Here is a 25,202-nt window from a genome sequence, read left to right on the forward strand (position 1 = left end):
CGAAAGTACAGCACAAAAGTACACGGCATTTAGTAGTTCCAAGGCGGTAGCAAGCTTAACGGGGGACTAATCCTCCCCCCCCATTCAATTGTAAAGCCGTCCTAAAAGGACGGGGTTTCTACCCATTTTTCTGATGAAAAACTTGAATCTAAAAACCCTAAAGTTCGATCGCAACCTTGAGGGCCATGTTGACTCACCTTTCATCGAAAAAAATGGCTTGCTGGAATTCAACCCCAAATTTATCCAACCCGAATTTTTAACAACCTGGACGTTTGAAACACACCTGTACGACGAACAAGTTGCGATCGACCACTTTGTCATCACATTTCCCAGCCGCACCCAACTCGAAAAATACGCCGAATCTTTTTACCCCTTCGGCGCCAAAATTGTCGAAGGCCCAGACTTGTTCCCGATTAACTTTTGTTCGACAAACATTAACGTTCCCTCCGATTTGTGGCTGCATTTAATGACCTTATTAATGCCAGCCGGCGGCTTAGTAGTATTATGTGCGCCCCACGCAGCCGGCGACCAAAAAAACCGTTTCCAGGAAGAAAGAGGATTAGCAGCAGTTCACCACGTCGCGATTCCAGTCGAAAACGTGCAGAATGCTGCTACAATATGGCAAAATAAAAACTTCAAACCCATGTCCGATCGAGCTTTAGATTACGGCTCATTAACCCAGTGGTTTCTGCAAAACCCCGCCGGACAAATTATCGAATTAATCGAGCGCCACCCCGGCAATAACGCCACTTTCGACTGCAAAAACATCGCAGGTTTGCGCCTGAGTGAAATCGCAGTTTAGTAAAGCAGGCAAGATGCCTTCCCACAGTTCCCAACTCCAGTTATATCGTTAATCTCGTTCCCATTCTCTGACTGGGAATGCCGATTCCGAGGATCTGCCGGCAGTCTTTTCACTAATAAAATATATGGTTGCATTAAAAATCCCAAAAGTCACTTTTCAACCCCCGACATTCAACTCACTTGAAGAAGAACGCCGCCACCGCAAACAACGTTTAGCCGCCGCATTTCGATTATTTGCCCGCTTCGGATTCAGCGAAGGAGTTGCCGGACATATCACCGTCCGCGACCCCGAACACCTAGACCATTTCTGGGTCAATTCTTTTGGAATGCACTTTGGTTTAATTCGAGTCAGCGACCTAATTTTAGTCAACCACAAAGGCGAAGTTGTTGAAGGAAATAAACCCGTAAACGAAGCAGCATTTGCCATTCATTCCCAAGTGCACAGCGCCCGCCCCGAGGTAATGGCAGCAGCCCACGCTCATTCTCCCTACGGCAAAAGTTGGTCGAGTTTGGGCCGCCTGCTTGACCCGCTGACGCAAGATGCTTGTTCTTTTTATGAAGACCAAGCTTTATTTGACGATTACACCGGAGTTGTTTTGGAAATCGAAGAAGCTAAACGCATCGCCAAAACTTTAGGTGAGAAAAAAGCTATTATTTTACAAAATCACGGATTGTTAACAGTAGGTCAAACAGTAGATGAAGCAGCTTGGTGGTTTATTGCAATGGAACGTTCTTGTCAAGCGCAGTTAATGGCCGAAGCTGCGGGAAAACCAATTCTCATCAAGCCAGAATGTGCGCGTTTAACACAGCAGCAAGTAGGGTCTCACCGCATGGGATGGTTTAGCTTTCAACCGCTTTATGACATGATAGTGCGCCGGGAACCTGACTTATTAGATTAGCAGGGCAGCGGAAATCTTAATTATGATTATATTAAAAGATTTATGCTGACACCGATTCCAACCAAGCTATCAAATCCTCTTGACTGGTAAAATCTAGCAAGATTTCTCCTAAATCATCTAATTGTTCTGGAGATAACTGCTGGATGCGAGTTTTAATTTCTGGCGGGATTTCGCCAGTGCGCCGCCCGATTTGACGCAAGATTAATGCTGTTTGCCCCTCAATTAGACCTTCTTGGCGACCTTCTTGGCGACCTTCTTGCATCCCCTTAATAACAGCACCGCGTTGGTCTTCAAAGAACATTTCCCGCTTTTCTAATGATGCTAACTCGTCAAGGTTTAAGGTAGACCTGTTAGCGATGTTAAAAGCTGTTTTAATTTCGGGGACTGATGCCAATTTATCCGGTATTTCGTCTAGGTTAGGAGCATTTTTGAGAAAATAAACCCAGCTTTGAATCAGACTTTGAACTTGTTCTAATTTTTGGTTAAACTTGGGAAGTTCAAGAAACACTAATTCGATTTCTCTATAATACTCAAAATTTTCTTCCACTTCTTTGAATACAAAGTGTGACAGAAATTTCTCGGTGTTCTCAAACAGGATAAAATCTGTAATCGTGAGAGCGATGAGAGGATTTAATTTTGAGTAGCCTTCTCTCGGTTTGAGTTGAGTTGCGTAAGTTTTGGCGGCATTGTATATGATGCGTTTAGTAAAAGCTTCTACATTGATGACCTGCATTTCGATAATTACAGTTTTGTTCCCTGTAATTTTTGCTTTGACATCCAGGTAAGTGTCTTTTAATCCAGTAATGCTTGGTGCGGTGTAGGGATCGATGATTTCTAAGTCTTTAATTGTCGGCTCTCCGTTGTAGAGCATAGCATTGAGAAAGCTAATCAAAACTTCTTTGCTCTGGGGCGAAGCAAATATTTTTTTGAATCCAAAATCGGTCTTAGGGTTGATGAACTCCATAATTGGTAATTAGTAAATGGTGTTTAATTGTGGTAATTATATCACAAAAGTCCTTCCATTTCTAAGTCTTCAATTATCTGCAATCCGCGCGGGTCGCCCACTCGCAAAAGTGAAGATTTAGCATCTTCCCGCACGCCCATATCTTCATCTTCTTCTAAGGCTTCAATCAGAGCATCGATCGCCCCAGCGTACACTATATTATTCGGCAATTCCCGGGCCAGTTGCCCGATCGCCCAAGCGCAGTTGCTCCGCACAGCAGATACAGAATCTCCCCGCAGCGTTTGAATCAACGGCGGAATCGCAGCAATCACCACATAGTAACCAACTTTTGCCATTTGACCCAGAGAACTCGCCGCCCACAAACGCACCGCCGAAATATCAGTCAAGAGAGCATCAATTAAAGATGGCAAAGCCCGGTGGTCCCTGCAATTTCCCAGGGCCCAAACTACCCCTTTGCGAACGTAACCGTTCCAGTCGCAGTTAAGCTGAAGAATCAGCGGTTCCACAGCATCGGGGCTGGGATTTCGCCCCAAGGCATAAGCCGCGCTCACCCGCACCAAGGGGCAACCGTCTCTCAACAAATTAATTAAATGCGAAATTGCTCGATCGTCCTGCAGTTCGCAAAAAGCCCGCGCCGCAATCATCCGGTGCTGAGGTTCCGGGGATTCCAGCAAAGGCAGCATTTCCTCAGGATCTGGCAGCGGGGGTTCGGATTCGTCAAATTGATCCAAAGGGCTTTCCAGTTCCGTGTCAGTATCAAGGGCGTTGGAGTAGTCGTTATTGTGCATAAAAAAACTTTACCGCACTGAGGATGCTCCTCAGCAACTCAGTCAGCAGTCAGCAGTCAGCAGTCAATAATTGTAGGGTGCGCTTGTCAGCAACAGGCAAGATGCCTGTTCCACAAGAAAATTTATCTGTTGTGGAACAGGCATCTTGCCTGTTCATAAAAGGCTAATTGAGAATGGTGCAACATATGAGTTACTACAAACAAATACCTCTGCTGTCACCTAAGTTGGTAGTCATGACTTCAGTCCTCATAATTGCTGTCACCTAAGTTTGTAGTGAGGACTTGAGTCCTCATAATTTGGATGAATCCGGACTAAAATCCTTACTACAAATGAATATCTCTGCTGTTACTTAAGCTGGTAGTGAGGACTGAAGTCCTCATAATTGAGATGAATCAGGACTTTAGCCCTGATTCCAGACCAGTAGAATTTATTTTTCAAAGAGACTTGAGCATCGAGAGGGAATGACTTTGATAGCCTAATTTTTGATAGAGATTCAGCGCAGGCTGATTGCTGAGAAATACTTGCAAACCAATTTGCCGATCGCCCCTTTCCCGCGCCCAATTTTCAGCATGAATAACTAAAGCTGCACCGACTCCTAGACGGCGATGTTCCGGTGCTACGTACAGCAAAAAAATGTGAGCGTAGCGTTCTCCCGTGGTTTGGTCGATCGCATTTCCCAACCACAAACATCCGACAACCGATTGGACATTTTGGACTTGAGATTGGGGATGGAGATACTGCGAGGGAAGCACCGGCAAAATTTCTGCCTCCAAGGGGCTGTTTTTCTGGCACTCTACCCACCAAACCGGCGTCTGGTTAGAAAAATACTGCTCGACAGTTTGAGCCAAATGTCCCAATTCCCCATCCGGGTAAAGCTCTCGGTATGTCCGGTGCATAAACTTTACCAGTTTTGCTCGATCGAGTCCAGATCCTGAGCGCAGCCCGTAGCCCGGTATTAGTTGAGCAGACATCAGCTCACCGGACACTGAGAGCCCAATAATTTAGCCCCAAGAAAATTGGATTCACTACTGCAGCTTGCTTTTGGGGGATCGCTTCCTCAATCGGTGCCGGGGCAGCCATGTCCGCCGGCAAAAAGATGCGAGCGCTGACTGCTACCAGAGCCGCCAAAAATACTAATATCGCTATGAATGGAGCAATGTATTGACGAATGATAGCCATAACCGCAAAAACTTGATTCTTGAGTTGATATTATCAAGTGTACCATACAAATCTTGTCAGCTATAATGGCTGATTGGACACTTAGCTCAAGAAGAGAGCGATCGCAAATACCAACAAACACAAAATATAATATTATGAGTGCCTCGCCTGCTGTTTATGAAGCTCTGGCTAAGTCAATAGTTTTTTTGAATCAAAAACCGAACGCGCAAAATGAAGTTGCCCGTTTCCTGGATACTAATGCCTACTATATCGATCGCATATTCGACGACCCAGAAACCGGCTTTTATGCGATCGGCTTCGGTTCATCAGATCCCAAAAAACCGCCAGTCCTCGTATTCCGAGGTACAGATTTCATCGACGGCGAAGCTATATTTTCCGACTCCCGGGACATTGGTTTACCCGAATTTGAAAAGAACAAAGATAATATCCAAAACTGGCTGACACAAATCGGTCAAGATACTGGTAAAAACCCCAGCAAGTTATTGCCCGATGTCATCGGTCACAGTTGGGGCGGAGCTGTCGCTCAAATTGTAGCAACCGAATACCCATCTATTACCGGCGATATCTTTACTTTCAACTCTCCGGGAGTGTCAGCGAGTACATTCAACACTTTTCGGAGAAATCTCAGCAGAGTCGGCAACAAAAATGTCAATCACTACATTGTCAGCGGAGATTTAGTCACCTTGTTTGGCGAAGCATTTCTGCCGGGAAAAGTATTTCTCCAAAGTTTTACAGACCCTAGTATTAATCCCTTAACTGTTTTGGCAAAACATCGAACTGAAAATTTGTTAACTAATCCGCCAGCGGATTTTTTCCAGAGGCAAATTTCTGTAGAACAATTAAACAGTCCCGAGTTTGCTTATAACAACGACTCAGACTTTAACGAGTTTATAGCTGCGATGAATTTTGCCCTACCCAATGTGTCAATAGCCATCAGAACCCGAGCGGGTGCAGAGAGTTTGAGAACAGCACCCGAATTTTCTTTTGTGCAGTTAATCAGACAAATGCAATTCGGTTTAGCTCCCTTGCAACCGAATTATTTATCAGGCGACGCTCGCAACAATACTGCTACCGGCGGTCCTGGAGAGGATACAATTATCGGCAACGGCGGTAACGATACTCTCAGAGGCAATCGAGGTAATGACAGCATCACTGGTGGTAATGGCGACGATTTCTTGTACGGCGGCAGAGATAACGATTATTTAGAGGGCGGCGACGGAAACGATTTGATTTCCGGCGAGTTGGGCAACGATTTTTTAATTGGTGGCGCCGGGCGCGATCGCTTCGTATTGGAATCCGGCGGCGGAGCAGATGTGATTGTAGATTTTCAAGATAGTGAAGATTTAATTGTACTGTCGCGGGGTCTAACTTTTCCTCAAATTAGAGTAACCCAAGGAGTTGACGGAGCTTTAATTACTATCCCGATTACTGCGGAAATTCTGGCTACTCTCAGAGGCGTAGTGGCAAGCAATCTTACGCGGGTAGATTTTGTATAGCTTTAGTGCGAGAAAAGTTTGTAGTTTGGGTGGCACGAAAGCAAGGCGGGTTTGGTAGCGAGATTGTTTTTCCTCAAAAGTTTTTGGCTAAATTTCTCCCTAAAAAGCAACGCAATATGACAAATTAATATTGTTAATAAACGCCGTCTACAGTAAACTTAGTTAAGGAGCTTAAAAACTAATTCCCCATCAAACGACAGGAAATAAAAAAATATGCCGTCCTCCCCCGCCGCTTACGAAACTATAGCCAAGCAAGTTGTTTACGTAGATAACAACCCCCAGTTTCAAACTTTAGTTCAAACTGGTTTGATGGCTGCTGGCTACCAAATCGATCGCACGTTTGACGATCCGGGGACTGGATTTCACGCGATCGGCTTAATTTCCACCACCCCAGACAAACCGCCCGTTTTAGTATTTCGAGGCACCGACTCGCTCATAGATGATGCTGCAAACGCAGACAGGCGAGGTGTCGGTTTCAACCAATTTGAAGCCAACAAACAAGCCTTAGGAAATTGGCTCACACAAATCAGTCAAGATACAGCAAAAAACCCCCGCCGCTTGCCTCCAGATATTCTCGGACACAGCTTGGGCGGTGCCATAGCGCAGCTAGCCGCCACCGAATTTACCTCTGCGATCGGAGATGTTGTCACCTTCAATGCTTCCGGAGTTAATCAGAGCACAGTCAATACATTTAAGCAGAAAGTCGGTTCCGGAAAAAATGTAACTCACTACATAGTTAGCGGCGATTTTGTGAGTTTGGGAGGAGAAGCTTTTCTCCCCGGAAAAGTAGTTCTTCAAACATATACAAACCCGATTATTAACCCGCTGCTTGTCTTGGAAAAGCACACCCAAAGCGGTTTGTTAACTGCTCCTCCTCCCGGTTTGACTCAGACAGAAATCTCTGTAGACCAGTTAAACCGCCCTGATTTCACTTTCACAGATTCAGATTATTTAGAGCTGTTAGGTGGCTTAGACTTTGCATTGCCGGCCTTGGGAACATCGCTGCGATCGCGCAGCAGTTTAGAGCAATTAAGAACCGCTCCGGGTACCTCCTTTTTAGGAAACGTTGTGGCAATAAAAACTGCTCTCGATTCATCGCAAGCTAACCAATTACTAGGCGACGATGCCAACAATACAGCCTCAGGTTTTGCCGGGGACGATATTATCATTGGCAATGGGGGAAACGACACTCTCACCGGCAACAAAAACAACGATATTATCAGCGGTGGCGTCGGCAACGACCAGCTATTCGGTGGCAAAGGGGATGACAATTTGAACGGTGCAGAAGGAGACGATACGCTCATTGGGGGAGTGGGTGCGGATATCTTAATTAGTGGCCCTGGACGCGACGTATTGGTGTTAGCAGCAGGCGCGGGTACAGATACATTTATAGACTTTCAAAAGGGTCAAGATTTAATTGGTTTGAGCCGAGGTTTGAGCTTCAGCCAACTGAGAGTTAATCAAGGCGATTTTTCAACTACAATCGAAATTGCCAGTAACGGCCAAGTTCTTGCGAATATTCTCGGTCTTTCAAGCAGTCCGCTAACAGCTAGTGATTTTATTTCAATTTAGATTTCAATTTAGTTGGCGGCTGGCAATACAGATATTCGGTAAGGACACAACATTGTTGTGTCCTAATTTTATCTTAGGAACGCCACACAGAGTTTATACTCATTCCATGATTAAAAACATTAATATTCCTGCTGGGGCGGGTTCACCGAAATCTCGAAAAAGTAGTGCAGACATTGGTAAACCGACGTTGCATAATTGCGGGATGATTTTGATTGTTTTGTGGGATGGGCGTCCCGCCCGAAGGCGTGTATTTTCACAGCAGGCGGGACACCCCACAAGAATCATCCTCAAATTGTGCAACGCGGGTAAACCCGCCCCAGCCCGGCTCTTATAATTATAGCGACCGGACTTGATATTAATCGAAATCGTCCAGTCCAGGCCTGGGCATGGATGCTAATTTTTTCTCATCTTCTAGGGGCAGAAAGAAAATGGTTAGCATACCGGGAATCACAGCCAGCGCGCTCATCAAAAAATAATTTTGATAGCCGAGATTCGCCTGCAAGTAGCCGCTAAAAACGCCGGGAATCAGCACTCCTGCGGCCATAAAAGCCGTTGTAATTGCATAGTGAGATGCTTCGTATTCAGGGCGGACAGTCCGCATCAAGAACACTGTATAGGCAGCTACGCCAAGTCCGTAAGTAAATTGCTCGATCGAATTTACGGCATAAGCCCATTCAATCCCCGGTTGATTGATTGCCAACAGCCAATACAGCACGTTAGTTGAATTTTGCAGAATTGCCGTCGGCCACATCCATTTTTTCAATCCTTGTTTTGCAATCAAATAGCCGCCCAGCAAACCTCCAATTAACAGAAACATTACCCCGATCGTACCCGATAACAGACCCATGTCCGATGTAGAAACTGCTAATCCTCCTTTCTCCACTTTATCCATTAAAAATGGCGGGGCCATTTTAAACGTCAAGGCATCGCCTAACCTAAAAATTAAGACATAAGTAACAATCCAACCAATTTTATCTTGCTTAAAATAAGTTTTAAATGCTTCGATAAAGCTTGTTGTTTGTTGGGGGGCGCCAGATTCCAGAGCGTAATTTCTAGGATAGGGAAGATACCATCGCTGAAAAAGATATATCAGCACAAACATAATCGCACAAATGCCAAAGGCTGTCGCCCATCCGTAGTTAAGCGCAGACACGCTAAAATCAGAACCGAAAAGTGACAGCGGAATGTCTTCATATATTTTGGTGTCGCCTGTATTTCCGGTGACTAAATGCTGTTCGGCCAGTTTCCCGGCTAAGAAAACCAATACACCGCTACCGGCAATGACAGCACCTCTATAAGCCGTGTTGCGAACCCCGACAAACAAGGCTTGCTGGTCTTTATTGAGAGTGTTTAAATAAAATCCGTCAATGGCGATGTCGTGAGTAGCTGACACAAAGGCGATCGCGGTAAAGATAACAAGCGATATAATAATCGGTGCCGGCGTTAATACGCCAAAAGCTAGGAAAGCAAACAGAAAAGCACAAATGATTTCGGTTGTTAAAATCCATTTGCGTTTGGTGGAATACAAATCAACAACTGGCCCCCACAAACCTTTTAATACCCAAGGAAAAGACAAAAGACTTGTCAAGCCGATGAGTTCGTTGGTGGTTCCCATACCTTTCAAAAAAATCACCGACATTAAATTAACGACGGTGTAAGGGAGACCTTGAGCGAAATACAATACTGATACCCACAATCCAGCGTTTTGCTTTTTTTCCATTGCAAAGATATTTTGGCGAGTTATTTATCTAATTTACTGAGTGCGATCGACAATTCCGGTCAACTAAACCGCTTGCATCACAGTATATGTCATTCCGATGCCAGCGGCAGCCATATAAATAGTGTATTTTAGCATCATTCTGACTCACAAATATTTTCATTTTTGGAATAAGCCTGCAATAATTTTTCTCCGTTAAAATGAACGAGGTAAGCGCGAAGATTCTTGTCCCAGTCAGAAGTGTCATAAGTTCGTAGCAGTTCTAAAGCACTTTGTTCTATCTGATATGCAGTTTTTGGACTATTCACCAGACGTTCGGGACTGTCAGGATTAACAACAATTAAACCTGCATCTAGAAACTGATGCACAGTCTGGTGGCGCACAGTTTCCCGCGTATTTGGTGCATATTTTTTACTGTACTCCTGATCCATAAATTCCATAATTGGTGTGATTCCCCGAAGTGGAGATTTTGCCAATTCCCAAGTATCCTTTGGCTTGAGGTCAAGCAAAGCCAGAAGGGTTAAGGCGGAACGTCCGTTAAGCTGACTTTTGGGAAAACCCAGCGCTGCAAGTATTTCTAAAGATTCATCAATACGGTTCTTGATTGTCATTGGGCTATTTTCTAACGGATTGGTCGCGTTAAGGAGTTGTCTCTCGAGAAGTCGATCGAGTTCCCGCTGTGTAGGAAATATTTCTCCTATTTGAGCGCCAAGTAAAAGTAATTGCTCTACACTAGGATACTTCAAATTGCGTAAATCCGTAGCATTAACTTGAGTGTGTCCGTTGAACAGTCGGAAAAACGCATCTACCAAACTCGAATTTAGATAAACGGCCAATCCCCGCGCCAGGGTGAGGTCTAATCCGCGTCCCTGTTGGTGAAAGTAATTCAAATGGTTCTCAAAACCCACGCTAGAACTATTAATTTTATTTGCATCCCAGACAACTGCAACAATTCGCTTTTTCTCTTCCTTTGAGGAGAAGCGCTTGCTCAAAACATAATGTTCGTTAGGTACGAGGAGTGCAGCAGTTTTTTCCGTGACAGCTAAAGCTTGATGCTTTCTCGTTGCTGTGGGATATTCAACACCGCCAGCCGAGAAGTGTGCGGGATAAATCAGCGGAACTGTACCGTTCTCAGGTTTTAGTCGCAAGTCAGAGCGAACACGAAAATCTACAACTTTTCCGGTGGAAACTGTTAAGCCTAATTCCTCTAGGGTGCAAGTAAATTGAGCCATTTGCTCGACTACTTTCTGGCTGACAGAATCCGGTAAAATCCGAATAAATTGCTCGGAATCTTGGGGATTAATTAAGGCGGTATAGGGCAGTTGGTGAGACAAAACCAGGTCGTCGCCCACGCTGCTGCTTGAGGTAATTAGTACAGTATCTGGCTGTTCTATTTGTTTGGTGGCGCGCACAATAATAGTTTCTTGCAGCACCGCATCATCGCGAAATGGCAACTGTCGGGATTCAAAGATGTGTACTTGGCGTAAAGCCATCATTTGAAGGAATACTTTGCGGAAATCTCGAAAGTATAAACCGTTGCAAAAGCTGCGGGGAGTAATCGATACTAATTCACCGTTTGGTTTGAGCAGGTGAGCGGCAGCAACTGTAAAGCCAGCGTAGAGATTGCTGGTTTCTAGTCCTATAGAACGCAGCAAGGTTCGGGTTTGGGATTTAGCGTCTATCTTGGCATAGGGAGGATTGATAATTGCATGGGTAAATTCCCGTTTTACTTGTTGTGTAAATAGATTGGGATGCAACATATCGGCGCTGTCTTGAATAAAATCTATTTCCCGAATTTCACAGGTAAAAGATATCTCAAACCGCTGACATTCTATACTGCATAATTCTAAAGTTTGCTTGAGGTATTCTATCAAAATAAGGTCTATTTCATAAGCTGTAACGTGCAGGCTGTGCGGTTTGTTTTGGCGCTGGCAAAGTTCGCAAACAACGGCTGCTAACAGGGAACCAATACCAGCACCAGCATCTAAAAGCGATATATCGGGACAGTTAAATTCCAACATTCCCGCCATCAAACTTGCGACTGAGGAAGGTGTTAAAAATTGTCCTTTTTCTCCTCTCTGGCTTTGCTGCAACTTTCGGGTTGCTTCTTGGCGCCAGCTATCTACTCGATCGAGTAAATTGCTTGCAGTTGAGTAGCTGTTACCCGCAAGGGCTAGGGTTTGAAAATGTGGTGCTATCATTTGTTCAAAAAGTGCGATCGCACTTTTAGTGTATTTTCGCCAAAATAGGATTAGTATTATTGAACCGCGAAGACGCGAAGGACACGAAGGAAGAAGAAAGAAGAAGAAAGAAGAAGATAATTTTATACCGAGAAGGGTGTAAGAGGCGCGATCGACTTTTTCTGCAAGCGTGTGTTTTGCAATACCTATTTTACTTTTTTGCCCACTTAATTTACCATTGTGCGAAAATGTCAAGCGGACGCTCAAACCAAAAGTCCGTAAAGGACTGTTAAACGCTCTCTCACACACTTCTGATGCGAAATACCAAAACATTCTTTTTGTCAAGCTTGTTCCTGATCGGCTTAACAATTAGTTTTCTGCTGACTCCTGGTTGGTTCTCCAACTTCCCATCCCGTGCTAGCGCAACTATGCCCCCGCAAACCCAAACCGCCGAATTTCGCGCCTTCTGGGTGGACGCCTTCAACCCCGGCTTCAAAACCCCTCAAGAAGTCACAAAATTGATCGCAGACGCGCAGCGGGCAAATGCCAACGCCATCGTCGCCCAAGTCCGCCGCCGCGGCGATGCTTTTTACACGAGTGCGATCGAACCCCGCACCCTCGATCCCAACGTTCCGGCGGGTTTCGATCCACTGCAAGATTTGATTGATAAAGCCCACGCTGCAGGCATTGAAGTACACGCTTGGATGGTGACGCTGCCGGTGGTTTCGGGCACCAAACTTCCCGCCGGTCACGTTTGGCAACAACACGGGCCTTCGGCCCCAGGAAACGACAATTGGGCGATGCTGACTTACGGGGGGGAAGCACCCGGTTTCCTCGATCCCGGCCATCCAGACGCCGTAGATTATACTGTTTCGGTCTATTTGGACTTGCTCAAGCGCTACGATGTGGACGGCGTACAGTTGGATTATGTGCGCTACGGCGGGCCTACTTGGGGCTACAATCCGACTGCGATCGCCCGTTTCAATCAGCAAACAGGTCGATCGGGCAAACCCGCACCCACCGATCCCGCCTGGATGCAGTGGCGGCGCGAACAGGTGACAAATTTAGTCCGGAAGCTTTATGTAGAAAGCCTTGCGATTAAACCGCGTGTTAAAATTACCGCTGCCACGATCGCCTGGGGAGACGGCCCGCAAAACGATGCAGGGTGGTATCAAACGCAGCCTTACAAAGAAGTATTGCAAGATTGGCGCGCTTGGCTGGAAGAAGGGATCGTAGACATGGCGATGCCGATGACTTACCAGCGCGAGTACAAACGATCGCAAAAACTCGCTTATGATCACTGGATCGAGTTCGCCAAAGACCACCAGTACAACCGCCAAATTGCGATCGGCCCCGGCAATTACCTCAACTACATCGAAGACACCCTCGCGCAGGTACGCCGCGCCGAACAGCCTTCTGCGAAAGGGAATAACGTAGCCGGTACGGTGCTGTATTCCTACGCTAGCAGCAACGTCTACACGAATGTGGAACTGCGATCGGGCGGTAGCGGTGATTTGCCCCGCCAGCCTTGGAAATACGTTCCCCAAAGCAACGATTTGTTTTACACTGCGCTTTCTGTGCCGAGTCAATACGTTGACGCTGCGACGGGCAAAACCTATGAAACTCAGCCTGTGTGGGCGACAGCAGCAGCGGTTCCCGATATGCCTTGGAAGTCGCGGCCGACTACAGGTGCGATCGCTGGAAATTTGCAGCGGTGCGCTCAAACTTGCGACGGTGCCAGCTTGACATTGCAGTCGATCGATGCTGCTGGCAAGGTGCGTCAACTGCGCGCGGATGGTAAAGGATGGTTTGGGGCGATCGAGCTTTCTCCGGGAACTTATCAGTTGAAAGTTGACGGTAGTCAAATTCAACAAACAGTTAATGTTGTCGCCGGTGAAGTCACCAAAATCAATCTCGGAGCTTCTTAACTGCTTTACTCGTTACCAGGCTCTGCCTGGTAACGCATATCCGGAGGCTTGCCTCCAATTTCCCTAAAAGCTTCCGAGGCAGAGCCTCTAGATATCGGTTCCCAGGCAGAGCCTGGGAATCAGTTAATATCATAAGCTAAAATAAAATCATCCCACATCAAATTATAAATTTATCAATCGAGATATGCTAACAACAGAAGCTGCTTTCACGCTCCGTAAATGGACAGTTAAAGAGTATCACAAACTCGGAGAGATGGGATTTTTTCACCCAGAGGAACGAGTAGAATTACTTTCAGGAAATATCATCAAAATGAGTGCAAAAGGAACTGCTCACACTTCCGCTTTAGGGCGTACAGATAGATTGCTGCAAAGCCTTTTTGCAAATCTGGCGTGGGTACGAATGCAAGATCCGATCGCCCTTGATGACAATTCTGAACCCGAACCGGATATCGCCGCAGTCAGAATCGATCCTTTTGACTATGCGACTCACCATCCGACTCCCTCAGAAGTATATCTAATTATCGAAGTGGCAGACAGCAGCTTAACTTTCGATCGCGAAATTAAAGCCAAAGCTTACGCGCGATCGGGAATTGCCGATTATTGGGTGCTAAATGTGGGCGATCGACAACTGCACGTTTTTCGAGAACCCGCGGTGGATGGGTATCAAAGCGAAGTAATTCTTGGGGAAACTGCGAGCATTTCACCGATCGAATTTCCCGCTTTCAATATCGCAATTCAGGCAATGTTGCCCCCTCTGGTATTAAATTGAAAACTGTTGTATCAATTGTCTTCGTTTGTGAATTATGTTTTTTTATTAACCGCAGAGGGCGCAGAGGGCGCAGAGAAAGAGAATAGAAGAGATAGAGATAGAGAGAATGGCTTTTCTCTTATTCTTCTGTCGGGCTATTCTTCTCTTCCCTTCTCTATTCCTAATCGCTTTCTAGAATGCTTGCGAGCAAAGCTTGCTGGGCGTGCATCCGATTTTCTGCCTGATCCCAAACGCGCGATTGACTGTTGTATCAATTGTCTTCGTTTGTGAATTATGTTTTTTTATTAACCGCAGAGGGCGCAGAGGGCGCAGAGAAAGAGAATAGAAGAGATAGAGATAGAGTGAATGGCTTTTCTCTTATTCTTCAGTCGGGCTATTCTTCTCTTCCCTTCTCTATTCCTAATCGCTTTCTAGAATGCTTGCGAGCAAAGCTTGCTGGGCGTGCATCCGATTTTCTGCCTGATCCCAAACGCGCGATTGACTGCCTTCAATCACTGCATCGGTAATCTCTTCATCGCGGTGTGCGGGCAAACAGTGCAATACAATTGCATTCTTATCTGCTAACTTCAGCAATTGTTCATTTACTTGATAGGGTTCAAACAAAGGAATCCTGATTTTTGCTTCCTCTTCCTGTCCCATACTCGCCCAAACATCAGTATAAATCACTTGAGAATTCTTAGCAGCCGCTTCTGCATCATCCGTCACAGTAACTTCGGTTTTTCCCTGAGCAATTGCTTTAGCTTTTGCCACAATATCAAGATTCGGCCCGAACTCTTCAGGACAAGCAATTCTGACATTTATCCCCGTCATTGCACAGCCCAACATCAGCGAATTTGCCATGTTGTTACCGTCGCCAAAATAAGTCAGGGTCAATCCTTCTAGCTTGCCAAAACACTCTTTTACTGTCATTAAGTCCGCCAGCACTTGACATGGGTGTTCGTCATCTGTCAGCGCATTAATCACAGGAATTTTCGCATAATTGGCAAAAGTTGCTAAATCCTTTTGCTCGAAAGTCCGAATCGCCAAAATGTCTAAATATCTGTCTAAAACCCTGGCTGTATCTACCAAAGGTTCGCCGCGGCTGACTTGTGTAACGTTGGGATTAAGGTCAATCACTTGCCCTCCCAATTTATACATTGCCACCGTAAAACTTACCCGCGTTCGCGTTGAAGCTTTGGAAAATAACAAGCCGAGAACTTTATTGCGTTTCAGCTTGACCATTCCTGATTTTAAACTGGCTGCTAGATCCAGCAAATAATTTAATTCGTCAATGCTTAAATCTGCCAGACTTAATAAATCTCGCCCTTTTAAGGAATCCATGCTTTCCCCCACACACAAATTTTTAACTTTGTCTTAAATCTTAGCCCGCAGAGGCGGGTTTTGTTTATTTTAGCTTGCACCATTCTCAAGAACAGGCAAGATGCCTATTCCACAAAGATTAGATTTTATTGTGGGGTGGGAATCCTGCCCGCCCGTGAAAGGCTTATTAACAATGGTGCAATATCTAAGTTTATTTCAACTTGCGGGCAATTGCTCGATCGCGCGATCGATCGAATCGCAACCTTGTTCAACCGTTTCTACCACAGCCAACACGCCCCGCAATTCCCCAGCGCCGGGGAAACCTTTAGCATACCAGGTTAAGTGCTTGCGCGCTTGGCAGACACCGCTTTCACCTTTATATTCCCACAAAGCCCGCAAATGTTCCTTAGCACATTCGAGGCGTTCAATTGGTGTCGGAGCTATCTTTTCCACACCAGTTTTCAAGAAATAATCAACTTCTCCCACCAAAAAAGGATAGCCCAAAGTTCCCCGCGAACACATCACTCCATCGGCGCCGGTTTCTTCCAGACATCGCATCGCTGCTTCCACTGAAAAAATATCCCCGTTAGCAATAACTGGAATCGATAAAACTTCTTTCACTCGGCGAATCCACTCCCATTTTGCCGGGCCGGTGTAACCTTGCGATCGAGTGCGGCCGTGCACGGTAATCATTTTTGCTCCCGCATCTTCCATCCGCTTCGCAAATTCCAAAATATTAATTTCTTTGTCAGTCCAACCGATCCTAGTTTTAACCGTGACAGGAACATCTACTGCTTCCACAACAGCCCGCACAATTGCCTCGGCCGTTTCCGGATCTCGCAGCAGGGAAGAACCGCCCCCGTTTTTAGTAATTTTGTTAACCGGACAGCCCATATTAATATCAACTGTATCCGCTCCTTCTGCCACTGCTTTCTGGGCCGCTTCTGCCAAGAAATCCGGCCGGCAGTCAAACAATTGAATGCTAATCGGGCGCTCGTTCGGGTCAACTTCCATAATTCTCGGCAGTTGCTTCACGTAGTGCAAACCCGTAGCGTTCACCATTTCCGTGTACATCATCGAATCCGGCGCGTAGCGGCGCACCAGGCGACGAAATACCAAATCGGTAACGCCGGATAAGGGCGATTGCAGGACGCGGCTTTTAACTTCAAAATCGCCGATTTTGAGCGGAGTTGCTAACCTTTCTTTTAATTCGGGAGATAGAGCAAGCATAGTCGATCGCACTTTTATTCTAATATCTGTATATTATACTACACTTCAGATAGTTGACCGTTGTTAACTATATTTTTAGCCGATTATTGAGTGACAGCTAAAAGTATATTTAACCTGACCGCAATGCCTATTTTACAGAGCCCGATCGCCCGAATTTGAATATTGTTAAACCAGGGCCCAAAGCCCAACCTCGACCACATTTAAAACTCCGTGCCGCTGCTGCTTGACTTTCGATCTATCTATGGGGTGTTGCCATCAATCGGGGATCTACCGAGTAAAAGTGTTGCCCAAGTCATATTTTTCTTGTTTAATTCTGCCGAATGGTTTGGCTGCCTTCGGCTCCCGCTGCCTTCAGACGACTAATGCTTAAATTTATTGGGATTCTGCAAAAGCCGTACATCAGATCGTTTTAAACTACAATTGGTGGATTCCTGAAGACCCCGATCGAACATTAAAAAAATTGTAGAGAATTCCTATGGACGCCGCAGCACTCTGGCAACGCTATCAAGACTGGCTTTACTATCACGAGGGATTGGGACTTTACCTCGATATCAGCCGCATGGGATTCGATGACGCTTTCGCAGCAGCACTGAAGCCCAAATTTGACAAAGCTTTCAAAGACATGGCAGCTTTGGAAGCAGGTGCGAAAGCCAATCCCGACGAAAACCGCATGGTGGGCCACTACTGGCTGCGAAACCCCGATTTAGCTCCCACTCCAGAATTAAAACAAGAAATAGTCGAAGGGGTAGCACAAGTCGAAGCATTTGTCAAGAAAGTTCAAAACCGCGATATTAAACCGCCCTTTGCTCCTCAATTTACTGACATAATTTCGATCGGCATCGGTGGTTCGGCCCTAGGCCCCCAATTTGTCGCCGAAGCTTTATCCCCAGACATTCCGCCCCTAGCAATTCATTTTATCGACAACACTGACCCGGCGGGGATCGATCGCATCCTCAACAAAATCAAAGACAAACTCGCCAGCACCCTAGTAATTACTATCTCCAAATCCGGCGGCACCCCCGAACCCCGCAACGGTATGATCGAAGTTCAAAAAGCCTTCGTCGCCGAAAAACTGGATTTTGCCAAACAAGCAATTGCCATCACCGGAGTTGACAGCCAACTAGACAAATTAGCCAAATCCGAAGGCTGGATTACCACTTTTCCAATGGCAGATTGGGTGGGAGGACGCACTTCCGAATTGTCAGCAGTCGGACTTTTGCCAGCAGCTTTGCAAGGCATCGACATTCGGGCGATGCTCGACGGCGCTAAAGTCATGGACGAAGCTACCAGAACCACCGAAATCAAACATAATCCCGCCGCCTTGTTAGCAATGTCCTGGTATTTTGCTTGCAACGGACGTGGCGAAAAAGACATGGTAGTTTTGCCTTACAAAGATTCCCTGCTATTGTTCAGCCGCTACTTGCAGCAATTAGTCATGGAATCTATAGGCAAACAGGAAGATTTAGACGGCAACACAGTTCATCAAGGAATCGCAGTTTACGGCAACAAAGGCAGCACCGACCAACACGCCTACGTCCAGCAACTGCGAGACGGCGTGCCGAATTTCTTCCTAACATTTATCGAAGTTTTGGAAGACAGGCAAGGCATTTCCCCAGAAGTAGAAACCGCCGTCACTTCGGGAGATTATTTGTCTGGTTTGTTGCAGGGAACTCGACAAGCTTTGTACGAAAATCACCGAGATTCCATTACAGTCACAATTCCCCAAGTCAACCCGGAGACAGTAGGAGCATTAATCGCCCTCTACGAAAGAGCCGTAGGTTTTTACGGTTCCTTGGTGAATGTCAATGCCTATCACCAACCGGGCGTCGAAGCAGGCAAAAAAGCGGCCGCGGCTGTATTGGACTTGCAGCAACGGGTACTGCAAGTGCTCAAAGACGCTCAAAAACCTCTGTCTGTCTCAGAAATAGCCAAAAAAGCAGGAAAGCCAGAGCAAATCGAGACAATTTACAAAACTCTGCGGCATTTGGCAGCCAACGGGCGTGGGGTAGCTTTGGAGGGAAAATTAGGGCAGCCTGCTACTTTAACAGCAAGTTATAAACAGAATTAAACAGTAGAATTAAAAATTAAAAGTGAAATTAGTCACTTTTAATTTTTAAGGTTTAATTTTTAAATTCCCCTCATGCCCTTGACCATTCTGGTTGCTGACGACGATTTCGCGACTCGCTTGTCGATTACCGATTATCTGGAAATTACCGGATACTCTGTAATCCCTGCTGAGAACGGCAAAGAAGCTTTAGGCTTGGTAGAGGAATTTCAGCCCCACTTGATTGTTACCGACATTACAATGCCCGAGATGGATGGCTACGAATTCGTGCGGCGAGTTCGGACTCGTCCCGCTTTCCGCTTGCTGCCGGTGATTTTTTTGACGGAACGCACGAGCACGCAGGAACGGATTCGCGGCTATCAGATGGGGTGTGACAATTATCTGGCTAAGCCTTTTGAACTCCAAGAATTGGCGGCGGTAATTCGCTCTTTGCTCGATCGCTACGCTCTAATCGCTCAGGCACCGTCTCATTCCCCAAAACCAGAACCGACGCCAACAGAGGCACGTAGCAGAGCCAATGGCCAGCCAGAATCGGATTTTTTTACTCAAAAGTCAGAAACCGACGATTCCCTACGGGATAGCTCCGCTTCACGCGCATCGACAAGCCAAAATGCTCCGAGTTTGACTCAGCGAGAGCGAGAAGTGCTAGATTTGCTGACAGAAGGTCTTTCTAATATTCAAATAGGCGATCGGCTCCACCTCAGCCCTCGAACTGTCGAAAAGTACGTCAGCAGCTTGTTCAGAAAAACTGAAAGCAACAACCGAGCAGAACTCGTTCGCTTTGCGATGGAACACCATTTAGTCAGATAACCGCAAACGCGATCGGGCCCCAGAAAATCACCTGTAATTGTCACACAAACATGAATAACAGCATAATCAACAATTACTTAAAAAATCAGAAAATTCTATATGCTGCCGCACTAGCAGCTTCCACAATTTTCTGTATTGCCATGATATCAATGGGAATCACCAAGTTTTACAGAGCGTTTTACAGGGTGGAGACAACTATAATGATTTCCCTAGCAGCGGTTTCAGTCTCATCCGACTTCTACTTAACGGTTCCTACTTGATAGCAACAGTTACATATATTATATGGTTAATTAAAAAACAACAGACAAGTTCCAGCTTTCTAGACACTGGATGATTTACTACCTAGTGACGTTACTTAAATCATACTTCCGCAGCAACTATTCTGACATCAATTTGGTATCAGATATTGGATGGATAACTCTTAGTTTATTTTTGTTTGCTACACCTTGGCTAATGCCTTGGTATCCCTCTATTCTGCTGCCAATTGCTGCTTAGAGTATCAATGCTCCTCATTTTGTCTGGACTAGCTTAACTTTTGCTCTGTCTCCAAGTATCATCTTAGTGGGAGGGGGTGCAAAATCTGGGCTCTCTATACTTACGATTTTGATCACCGTTATTGCTCCTACAGCCTTACTCGTACTGAGGCGAAAATTTGTCAGAAGTATTTAAGTTATAGTGCCAAAGAAGAGAGAAAATATAGTGTCCCATCGCACCGAGAATTTACAGTAGCTGTCGATCGCAATTTTCTAACTTTCCTTCTGGCCACCAACCTTTAAGCCTTCCTGACGAACAACGTACTCCAACAAACCCTCGCAGGCATCTAACAGTAAATCAATTACTCGATCGAATCCCTCCGGCCCACCATAATAAGGATCTGGCACTTCTTTCAGGTCATATTTATGGCAAAAGTCGCACATCAACCGCACTTTTTTTTTATATTTTCCAGGATTATCAAGAGCAAGAATATTCCGATAATTTTCCCGATCCATCGCCAGAATCAAATCAAAATTCTCGAAATCTTCCCTTTTAAATTGGCGGGCTTCGCCTAACAATTCAATTTCTCGCTTCCTTGCCGCCAATGCCATCCGCCTGTCAGGGGGGCTGCCAATGTGATAGCTAGCAGTTCCGGCCGAATCGCAGGTGATACGATCGCTCAAACCAGCTTGTTCAATTAAGTGATTCATAATATTTTCTGCTGAGGGCGATCGGCAGATATTTCCGAGACAGACAAACAATAATTTAGTCATTAGTTAGTAGTTATTAGTTATTAGTTATTAGTTATTAGTTATTAGTCAGTCAACAGTCAACAGTGCTAATTTGTAGGGTGCGTCGCTTTCAGAGTCAATCTGCAAGTTCCATCGAACATGGAGCAGCGACGCACCTTACTATAGCGGTTTTCAAGAAAGTTTAATCAGTCAACAGTCAACAATTGACTAATGACTAACCGAAACCGGGGAGATTCAGTCCGCAGGTGAGTTCTTCCATTTTCTCCCGCATCGTCATAGTAGACTTAGCGTAAGCATCCTGCATAGCCACCGTGACGAGTTCAGAAACCACCTCAGCACCTTCACCGAGGGCATCCGGCGAAATTTCCACGCGGCGGGGTTCTTGGTTGCCGCTGAGAAAAACCTTGACCAAGCCGCCGCCTGCTGTTCCCTCAATTTCCATGACATCCAACTCTTCTTGGAGCTTTTTAGCTCCTTCTTGAACCTGCTGAGCTTTTTTGAAAGCTTCAGTCAGTTCTTTCATTTTGCCCAGGCCGAAGCCAAATCCTTGTCCTGATTTTGTCATAACTACTTTTTGATTGTGTGTAGGCTGGCAGTCTGCCGTTTCCGTATTACTTCAATGATGCCTTAGAAGGGAAACTCTCCCAGTATTCTAACTTCTGGCTCCAACAACAGCGACCACCGCTGCTCGACTTGCTGTTGAACGTGGCGAATCACTTGAAAAATATCATTGGCCGTTGCCGACCCGCAGTTAAGAATAAAATTAGCATGGCGCTGAGCTACTTGCGCCCCGCCGATCTGGTATCCCTTCAGTCCCGATTGTTCGATAAACCAACCTGCCGTCTTGGGGCCGGGGTTGCGGAAGACTGAGCCACAGCTCGGTAAGTGGTAAGGTTGAGTTGTCCGCCGCTGGCTGAAATGGCTATTAGTTTCTGCCATTACTTGCGATCGGTCGAATCCCGGCTGTAACTGGAAAGTCGCTTCTGTTACTAGCCGATCGCCCCCTTGCAGCACCGAAGTCCGGTAGCGGTACTCCAACTCTTGGGGAGTCAGAAGTTCCACCTTGCCACCAGGGGATAGGACGCGAGCGTTGACCAGAATATCAGCGGTACAGCCTCTGTGAGCGCCTGCATTCATCACCACAGCCCCTCCCACGGTGCCCGGTATGCCGACTGCCCATTCGAGGCCTTTCCAGCCCCGTTTAGCCGCCAACCAAGCAAGGCGGGGAATTGACTCCCCCGCCCCGGCTGTAACTTGACCTGTTTCTGGATTAAAATTCACCTGTTTGAGGTAGCGAGTGCCGACGACCAAACCGGACAAACCCCGATCGCTCACCAACAAATTAGAACCCGCACCCAGCAGAGTCACCGGCACTCCTTCATCGTGTGCCCAGGCAAAACTCGCTTGCAAAGCCTCCATACTGCGGGGAGCAACGTACCACTCGGCAGGGCCACCGACTCGGAACGAAGTCAGGCCCGCCAGCGAAACTTGGGAGTTAATCTTGCAATCAGTTCCCCGCAAAGAAATAGGAGAATACACTCGCCGATTGTCCTTAACAGAGGAGTCATTCGAGATAGTCACCATCTTGAAAATCCTTAAAAATACCTGCTTCGAGAAGACGTGGTTGAAAATTCCTTTACCTAACTTATGCCACCCTTTTGAGCGAGCCGCTATGAAATCAGTTTCGGTACAACCTGCACCGCAGAGGCTGTCGAGCAACTCTCGACGGGGCGGGCGATTGAGCTAATCCGGGCGATCGGCTTGTTGATAAAAAGCCATAACCTCTGGAATAATCTGATTCAGATTGCCAGCACCCAAAAACAGAGCCAAATCCCCCGGTTGCAGATTTTCGGTTAAAAACTTACTTACCGACTCCAGGGAAGACTGAAACTCAACCTCTCGGCCTTCTTTAGCAATCAAATCAGCAACCTGCTGCCCGCTTATCTCTCCTAAATTCGCTTCCCCAGCACTATAAATATCGCAAGCCACAACCAAATCAGCATCCCCAAAAGATTGAGCAAATTCTGGCAAAAATGTCAGAGTCCGGCTGTAACGGTGGGGTTGAAAAATGGCAACCACTCTTCGGGATTTGGGATTCTTTTCGCTAGCTTCGATGCGCAAGCGAGCCGCCGCCAAGGTGACACGAATCTCGCTGGGGTGGTGGGCGTAGTCGTCCACAAACAGGATGTCATTGTGAAAACCCCGCACCTCAAAACGGCGGCGAGCGCCTTCAAACCCGGCAATCGCTGTGGCAATCGCCGAAAACTCTAACCCCAACAATCGACCCACTGCTACCGCAGCTAGTGCATTGCTGAGATTGTGTGTGCCTAGCAACTTCAACTCCATTTCCCCTAGCAAAGCTCCTCGCTCCCAAATGCGGGCCTTGGTGCTTTCGGATCCGTACTCCACGCCCGAAGCCGTGTAGTCAGCACCGCTTTCCGGCTGCAAGCTATAACTGACATGAGGCCCAAGGCAGTCTTTGACGATTTGGTCGTCAATGCAGCCCACCAAGGTTTGACAGTTTTGGGCAAACACCTTAAATGTGTCTATTACCTGGTCGAGGGTATCGTAATGGTCTGGATGATCCAGTTCCACATTCGTCACTATGCCAATTTTGGCTACCAGCTTGACGAGAGAACCGTCGGATTCATCAGCCTCGGCAACTAAGTAGGGGCCTTCCCCCAAACGGGCATTGCCTTCCCAAGCATTGACCTCGCCTCCTACCACGATCGTCGGGTCTAGACCCGCAGCCATCAGCATGAAGCCGATTAAGCTGCTAGTAGTAGTTTTGCCGTGAGTCCCCGCTACGGCTATGCTTTGGTAATCTTGAATTAACGCTGCCAACACATCCGAGCGATGAAAAATCGGACAGCCCAAATCTAAAGCAGCTCGATATTCGGCATTTGCCGGGTGAATTGCCGTCGAACATACTACTTGAGGTAATCCCGGAATTGCTTGGGCGCTTGAACCGTTGCCGTTCAATTGGAGAGCTTCGGCTGTCGCGACCGAAGCCCCTAGCGTACCAGCGACTGCCGAGGATACGGCCCTTTCCTGTGGCCCGCGGTCGGGACTACTACCGTTAAGGGCCGTTTGAAATAATTCAAAATTGTTGGCGTCTTGACTCCAAAAAATATGAGCTCCCATTCCTTGCAAGCGCTCGGTTATGTGACTCGATTTAATGTCGGAGCCGTACACAGGCAACTTGCGTTTAGCTAGAATGTAGGCAAGGGCTGACATCCCAATCCCACCAATGCCGATAAAATGAAATGGTCTACCGCTGAAATCAACAGAACTCGGCATCTTCGCTCCTCACACACCACACCACGCCAATAACACGCGATATCATATCAAGAATTGTTTTTTCAGGATACAGTTCGCTAGAGATTTTGTACAAAATTCTCCGCGCGTCCCTAGATTTGCGGGACTTGTAGAGATGTTTCTCTTGTATCCTATATGACTTAGTACCGAGTAGTTTTCCGGAACAGTCACAGCTCGAAAATTGCAGGTAACAGAAAACGGGGTCTGGGGTCTGGGCCAATAGACTAATTTTGGGTGGTTGCATACTCCTGCATTCTTTCTATTTCTATCCGCCTGCTGTGCTGGGATACCGCAGCAAAATCCCCACAACTTTTTTACCAAGATTGAGGGAAAACCCATAAGGATTTACAAACACTACCACGTATGACAAAATTTCGCTCATTTTATAGTCATAAATCTACTTTTACGGTCATTTTCTCCTGAAATTAAGAGATTGACCGGATCCCCGCTATAGTATATATTTTTACGGGATTGTATATATACAAGTTATGCAGTTGAGGAGAAAAGCCATTGAGCAAACCAGATCATTGGTTGGATTGAGAAGCCGATGGATGCTCTTGGCAGCCCTGAAAATTTTTACCACTGCGCTAAGTATATCTACGGTCAAAACTTTTTCGCCCGCCAACAAACGAATGCTCAGGCGGTCGATCGCGCAATCAAAACAAGTTGGGATTAATATTGGCAAGGTTAATCATCCAGTCCTAGACTCACTCCGACACTCGGAAATCGGTTTTTTAACTCGGATTGAAGGTTTGAACGAAGTAAGGCGGTTAAAAAACGAGGTTTCAGGGTCCAGGACGATAGTCAAAACTAGCTTCGTTCAGGAGTTTGTCCCTGATGTCAAGCGAGGGTTTTATAATAAACGAGCTTATGGTTAACTATCAGCCGGTTCGTCCAAGGCCTGTATTTAGAGGGGAGTTAATCGATTTTCGATTTTCGATTTTCGATTAAAGAATTGAAG

The 25,202-nt window shown here is 46.4% G+C and carries 22 protein-coding genes; 10 read left to right on the forward strand and 12 right to left on the reverse strand.

Annotation, left to right across the window (positions count from 1 at the left end; all coding sequences use genetic code 11):
- The first annotated feature begins 133 nt into the window (after positions 1-133).
- Complete coding sequence (locus tag ACUVJL_RS04970) at positions 134-802, forward strand: hypothetical protein (RefSeq protein WP_445244836.1); 669 nt, start codon at positions 134-136, stop codon at positions 800-802.
- Between the two features lie 124 nt (positions 803-926).
- Positions 927-1,700: a class II aldolase/adducin family protein gene (locus ACUVJL_RS04975; protein WP_445244837.1), complete on the forward strand. Its 774-nt coding sequence runs from the start codon at positions 927-929 to the stop codon at positions 1,698-1,700.
- 40 nt (positions 1,701-1,740) lie between these two features.
- On the opposite strand, the gene ACUVJL_RS04980 is transcribed toward ACUVJL_RS04975, so the two are convergent.
- From ACUVJL_RS04980 to ACUVJL_RS04995, 4 genes are all read right to left on the reverse strand, one after another.
- On the reverse strand, positions 1,741-2,664 hold the full coding sequence (locus tag ACUVJL_RS04980) for an Rpn family recombination-promoting nuclease/putative transposase (RefSeq protein WP_445244838.1): 924 nt from the start codon (positions 2,662-2,664) through the stop codon (positions 1,741-1,743).
- A 41-nt stretch (positions 2,665-2,705) separates the two neighbouring features.
- Positions 2,706-3,452: a HEAT repeat domain-containing protein gene (locus ACUVJL_RS04985; protein WP_445244839.1), complete on the reverse strand. Its 747-nt coding sequence runs from the start codon at positions 3,450-3,452 to the stop codon at positions 2,706-2,708.
- A 434-nt stretch (positions 3,453-3,886) separates the two neighbouring features.
- A complete protein-coding gene (locus ACUVJL_RS04990; protein ID WP_445244840.1) occupies positions 3,887-4,423 on the reverse strand; it encodes a GNAT family N-acetyltransferase in 537 nt (178 codons plus the stop codon).
- Positions 4,424-4,427: 4 nt separating this feature from the next.
- The gene (locus ACUVJL_RS04995; RefSeq protein ID WP_445244841.1) at positions 4,428-4,631 is read right to left on the reverse strand and encodes a hypothetical protein; all 204 of its coding nucleotides are present in this window, start codon (positions 4,629-4,631) and stop codon (positions 4,428-4,430) included.
- Between the two features lie 134 nt (positions 4,632-4,765).
- Here ACUVJL_RS04995 and ACUVJL_RS05000 point away from each other — a divergent pair, with 134 nt between their 5' ends.
- Positions 4,766-6,127 carry a calcium-binding protein gene (locus ACUVJL_RS05000; protein ID WP_445244842.1) on the forward strand — a complete coding sequence of 454 codons (1,362 nt, stop codon included), beginning with the start codon at positions 4,766-4,768 and terminating at the stop codon, positions 6,125-6,127.
- A 213-nt stretch (positions 6,128-6,340) separates the two neighbouring features.
- Positions 6,341-7,699, forward strand: a complete 1,359-nt coding sequence (locus ACUVJL_RS05005) for a calcium-binding protein (protein ID WP_445244843.1) — start codon at positions 6,341-6,343, stop codon at positions 7,697-7,699.
- Between the two features lie 355 nt (positions 7,700-8,054).
- On the opposite strand, the gene ACUVJL_RS05010 is transcribed toward ACUVJL_RS05005, so the two are convergent.
- A complete protein-coding gene (locus tag ACUVJL_RS05010) occupies positions 8,055-9,419 on the reverse strand; it encodes an MFS transporter (protein ID WP_445244844.1) in 1,365 nt (454 codons plus the stop codon).
- Between the two features lie 134 nt (positions 9,420-9,553).
- Positions 9,554-11,929 carry an Eco57I restriction-modification methylase domain-containing protein gene (locus ACUVJL_RS05015; protein ID WP_445244845.1) on the reverse strand — a complete coding sequence of 792 codons (2,376 nt, stop codon included), beginning with the start codon at positions 11,927-11,929 and terminating at the stop codon, positions 9,554-9,556.
- 5 nt (positions 11,930-11,934) lie between these two features.
- Between ACUVJL_RS05015 and ACUVJL_RS05020 the strand changes: the two genes are divergently transcribed.
- Together ACUVJL_RS05020 and ACUVJL_RS05025 are read left to right on the forward strand one after the other, a co-directional pair.
- On the forward strand, positions 11,935-13,524 hold the full coding sequence (locus ACUVJL_RS05020) for a family 10 glycosylhydrolase (protein WP_445244846.1): 1,590 nt from the start codon (positions 11,935-11,937) through the stop codon (positions 13,522-13,524).
- 184 nt (positions 13,525-13,708) lie between these two features.
- Entirely contained in the window at positions 13,709-14,293 is a 585-nt protein-coding gene (locus ACUVJL_RS05025) for a Uma2 family endonuclease (RefSeq protein WP_445244847.1), read from the forward strand.
- 399 nt (positions 14,294-14,692) lie between these two features.
- Here ACUVJL_RS05025 and argF read toward each other — a convergent pair whose 3' ends face one another.
- Both argF and dusB read right to left on the reverse strand, forming a co-directional pair.
- Positions 14,693-15,613: an ornithine carbamoyltransferase gene (gene argF / locus ACUVJL_RS05030; protein ID WP_445244848.1), complete on the reverse strand. Its 921-nt coding sequence runs from the start codon at positions 15,611-15,613 to the stop codon at positions 14,693-14,695.
- Between the two features lie 195 nt (positions 15,614-15,808).
- Complete coding sequence (gene dusB / locus ACUVJL_RS05035) at positions 15,809-16,822, reverse strand: tRNA dihydrouridine synthase DusB (protein ID WP_333375974.1); 1,014 nt, start codon at positions 16,820-16,822, stop codon at positions 15,809-15,811.
- 475 nt (positions 16,823-17,297) lie between these two features.
- Here dusB and ACUVJL_RS05040 point away from each other — a divergent pair, with 475 nt between their 5' ends.
- From ACUVJL_RS05040 to ACUVJL_RS05050, 3 genes are all read left to right on the forward strand, one after another.
- The gene (locus ACUVJL_RS05040) at positions 17,298-18,890 is read left to right on the forward strand and encodes a glucose-6-phosphate isomerase (protein WP_445244849.1); all 1,593 of its coding nucleotides are present in this window, start codon (positions 17,298-17,300) and stop codon (positions 18,888-18,890) included.
- A gap of 72 nt (positions 18,891-18,962) precedes the next feature.
- A complete protein-coding gene (locus ACUVJL_RS05045) occupies positions 18,963-19,697 on the forward strand; it encodes a response regulator transcription factor (RefSeq protein ID WP_445244850.1) in 735 nt (244 codons plus the stop codon).
- A 330-nt stretch (positions 19,698-20,027) separates the two neighbouring features.
- Entirely contained in the window at positions 20,028-20,192 is a 165-nt protein-coding gene (locus ACUVJL_RS05050; RefSeq protein WP_445244851.1) for a hypothetical protein, read from the forward strand.
- 251 nt (positions 20,193-20,443) lie between these two features.
- Here ACUVJL_RS05050 and ACUVJL_RS05055 read toward each other — a convergent pair whose 3' ends face one another.
- From ACUVJL_RS05055 to murC, 4 genes are all read right to left on the reverse strand, one after another.
- On the reverse strand, positions 20,444-20,944 hold the full coding sequence (locus ACUVJL_RS05055; protein WP_445244852.1) for a low molecular weight protein-tyrosine-phosphatase: 501 nt from the start codon (positions 20,942-20,944) through the stop codon (positions 20,444-20,446).
- Between the two features lie 193 nt (positions 20,945-21,137).
- Positions 21,138-21,488, reverse strand: a complete 351-nt coding sequence (locus tag ACUVJL_RS05060) for a YbaB/EbfC family nucleoid-associated protein (RefSeq protein WP_445244853.1) — start codon at positions 21,486-21,488, stop codon at positions 21,138-21,140.
- A gap of 62 nt (positions 21,489-21,550) precedes the next feature.
- Entirely contained in the window at positions 21,551-22,507 is a 957-nt protein-coding gene (gene murB, locus ACUVJL_RS05065) for a UDP-N-acetylmuramate dehydrogenase (RefSeq protein WP_445244854.1), read from the reverse strand.
- Between the two features lie 159 nt (positions 22,508-22,666).
- Entirely contained in the window at positions 22,667-24,223 is a 1,557-nt protein-coding gene (murC, locus tag ACUVJL_RS05070; RefSeq protein ID WP_445244855.1) for a UDP-N-acetylmuramate--L-alanine ligase, read from the reverse strand.
- Positions 24,224-24,788: 565 nt separating this feature from the next.
- Between murC and ACUVJL_RS05075 the strand changes: the two genes are divergently transcribed.
- Positions 24,789-24,917 carry a hypothetical protein gene (locus ACUVJL_RS05075; protein ID WP_445244856.1) on the forward strand — a complete coding sequence of 43 codons (129 nt, stop codon included), beginning with the start codon at positions 24,789-24,791 and terminating at the stop codon, positions 24,915-24,917.
- The last annotated feature ends 285 nt before the right edge of the window (positions 24,918-25,202 follow it).

It is taken from the genome of Microcoleus sp. OTE_8_concoct_300 (genome assembly GCF_031383065.1).
Classification (GTDB): Bacteria; Cyanobacteriota; Cyanobacteriia; order Cyanobacteriales; family Microcoleaceae; genus Microcoleus.

Coding starts and splice junctions, on each gene's coding strand:
- ACUVJL_RS04970 (WP_445244836.1), top strand. CDS start 134: ATGAAAAACTTGAATCTAAAAACCCTAAAGTTCGATCGCAACCTTGAG.
- ACUVJL_RS04975 (WP_445244837.1), top strand. CDS start 927: ATGGTTGCATTAAAAATCCCAAAAGTCACTTTTCAACCCCCGACATTC.
- ACUVJL_RS04980 (WP_445244838.1), bottom strand. CDS start 2,664: ATGGAGTTCATCAACCCTAAGACCGATTTTGGATTCAAAAAAATATTT.
- ACUVJL_RS04985 (WP_445244839.1), bottom strand. CDS start 3,452: ATGCACAATAACGACTACTCCAACGCCCTTGATACTGACACGGAACTG.
- ACUVJL_RS04990 (WP_445244840.1), bottom strand. CDS start 4,423: ATGTCTGCTCAACTAATACCGGGCTACGGGCTGCGCTCAGGATCTGGA.
- ACUVJL_RS04995 (WP_445244841.1), bottom strand. CDS start 4,631: ATGGCTATCATTCGTCAATACATTGCTCCATTCATAGCGATATTAGTA.
- ACUVJL_RS05000 (WP_445244842.1), top strand. CDS start 4,766: ATGAGTGCCTCGCCTGCTGTTTATGAAGCTCTGGCTAAGTCAATAGTT.
- ACUVJL_RS05005 (WP_445244843.1), top strand. CDS start 6,341: ATGCCGTCCTCCCCCGCCGCTTACGAAACTATAGCCAAGCAAGTTGTT.
- ACUVJL_RS05010 (WP_445244844.1), bottom strand. CDS start 9,419: ATGGAAAAAAAGCAAAACGCTGGATTGTGGGTATCAGTATTGTATTTC.
- ACUVJL_RS05015 (WP_445244845.1), bottom strand. CDS start 11,929: ATGTTTTGGTATTTCGCATCAGAAGTGTGTGAGAGAGCGTTTAACAGT.
- ACUVJL_RS05025 (WP_445244847.1), top strand. CDS start 13,709: ATGCTAACAACAGAAGCTGCTTTCACGCTCCGTAAATGGACAGTTAAA.
- argF (WP_445244848.1), bottom strand. CDS start 15,613: ATGGATTCCTTAAAAGGGCGAGATTTATTAAGTCTGGCAGATTTAAGC.
- dusB (WP_333375974.1), bottom strand. CDS start 16,822: ATGCTTGCTCTATCTCCCGAATTAAAAGAAAGGTTAGCAACTCCGCTC.
- ACUVJL_RS05040 (WP_445244849.1), top strand. CDS start 17,298: ATGGACGCCGCAGCACTCTGGCAACGCTATCAAGACTGGCTTTACTAT.
- ACUVJL_RS05045 (WP_445244850.1), top strand. CDS start 18,963: ATGCCCTTGACCATTCTGGTTGCTGACGACGATTTCGCGACTCGCTTG.
- ACUVJL_RS05050 (WP_445244851.1), top strand. CDS start 20,028: ATGATTTACTACCTAGTGACGTTACTTAAATCATACTTCCGCAGCAAC.
- ACUVJL_RS05055 (WP_445244852.1), bottom strand. CDS start 20,944: ATGACTAAATTATTGTTTGTCTGTCTCGGAAATATCTGCCGATCGCCC.
- ACUVJL_RS05060 (WP_445244853.1), bottom strand. CDS start 21,488: ATGACAAAATCAGGACAAGGATTTGGCTTCGGCCTGGGCAAAATGAAA.
- murB (WP_445244854.1), bottom strand. CDS start 22,507: ATGGTGACTATCTCGAATGACTCCTCTGTTAAGGACAATCGGCGAGTG.
- murC (WP_445244855.1), bottom strand. CDS start 24,223: ATGCCGAGTTCTGTTGATTTCAGCGGTAGACCATTTCATTTTATCGGC.
- ACUVJL_RS05075 (WP_445244856.1), top strand. CDS start 24,789: ATGGATGCTCTTGGCAGCCCTGAAAATTTTTACCACTGCGCTAAGTAT.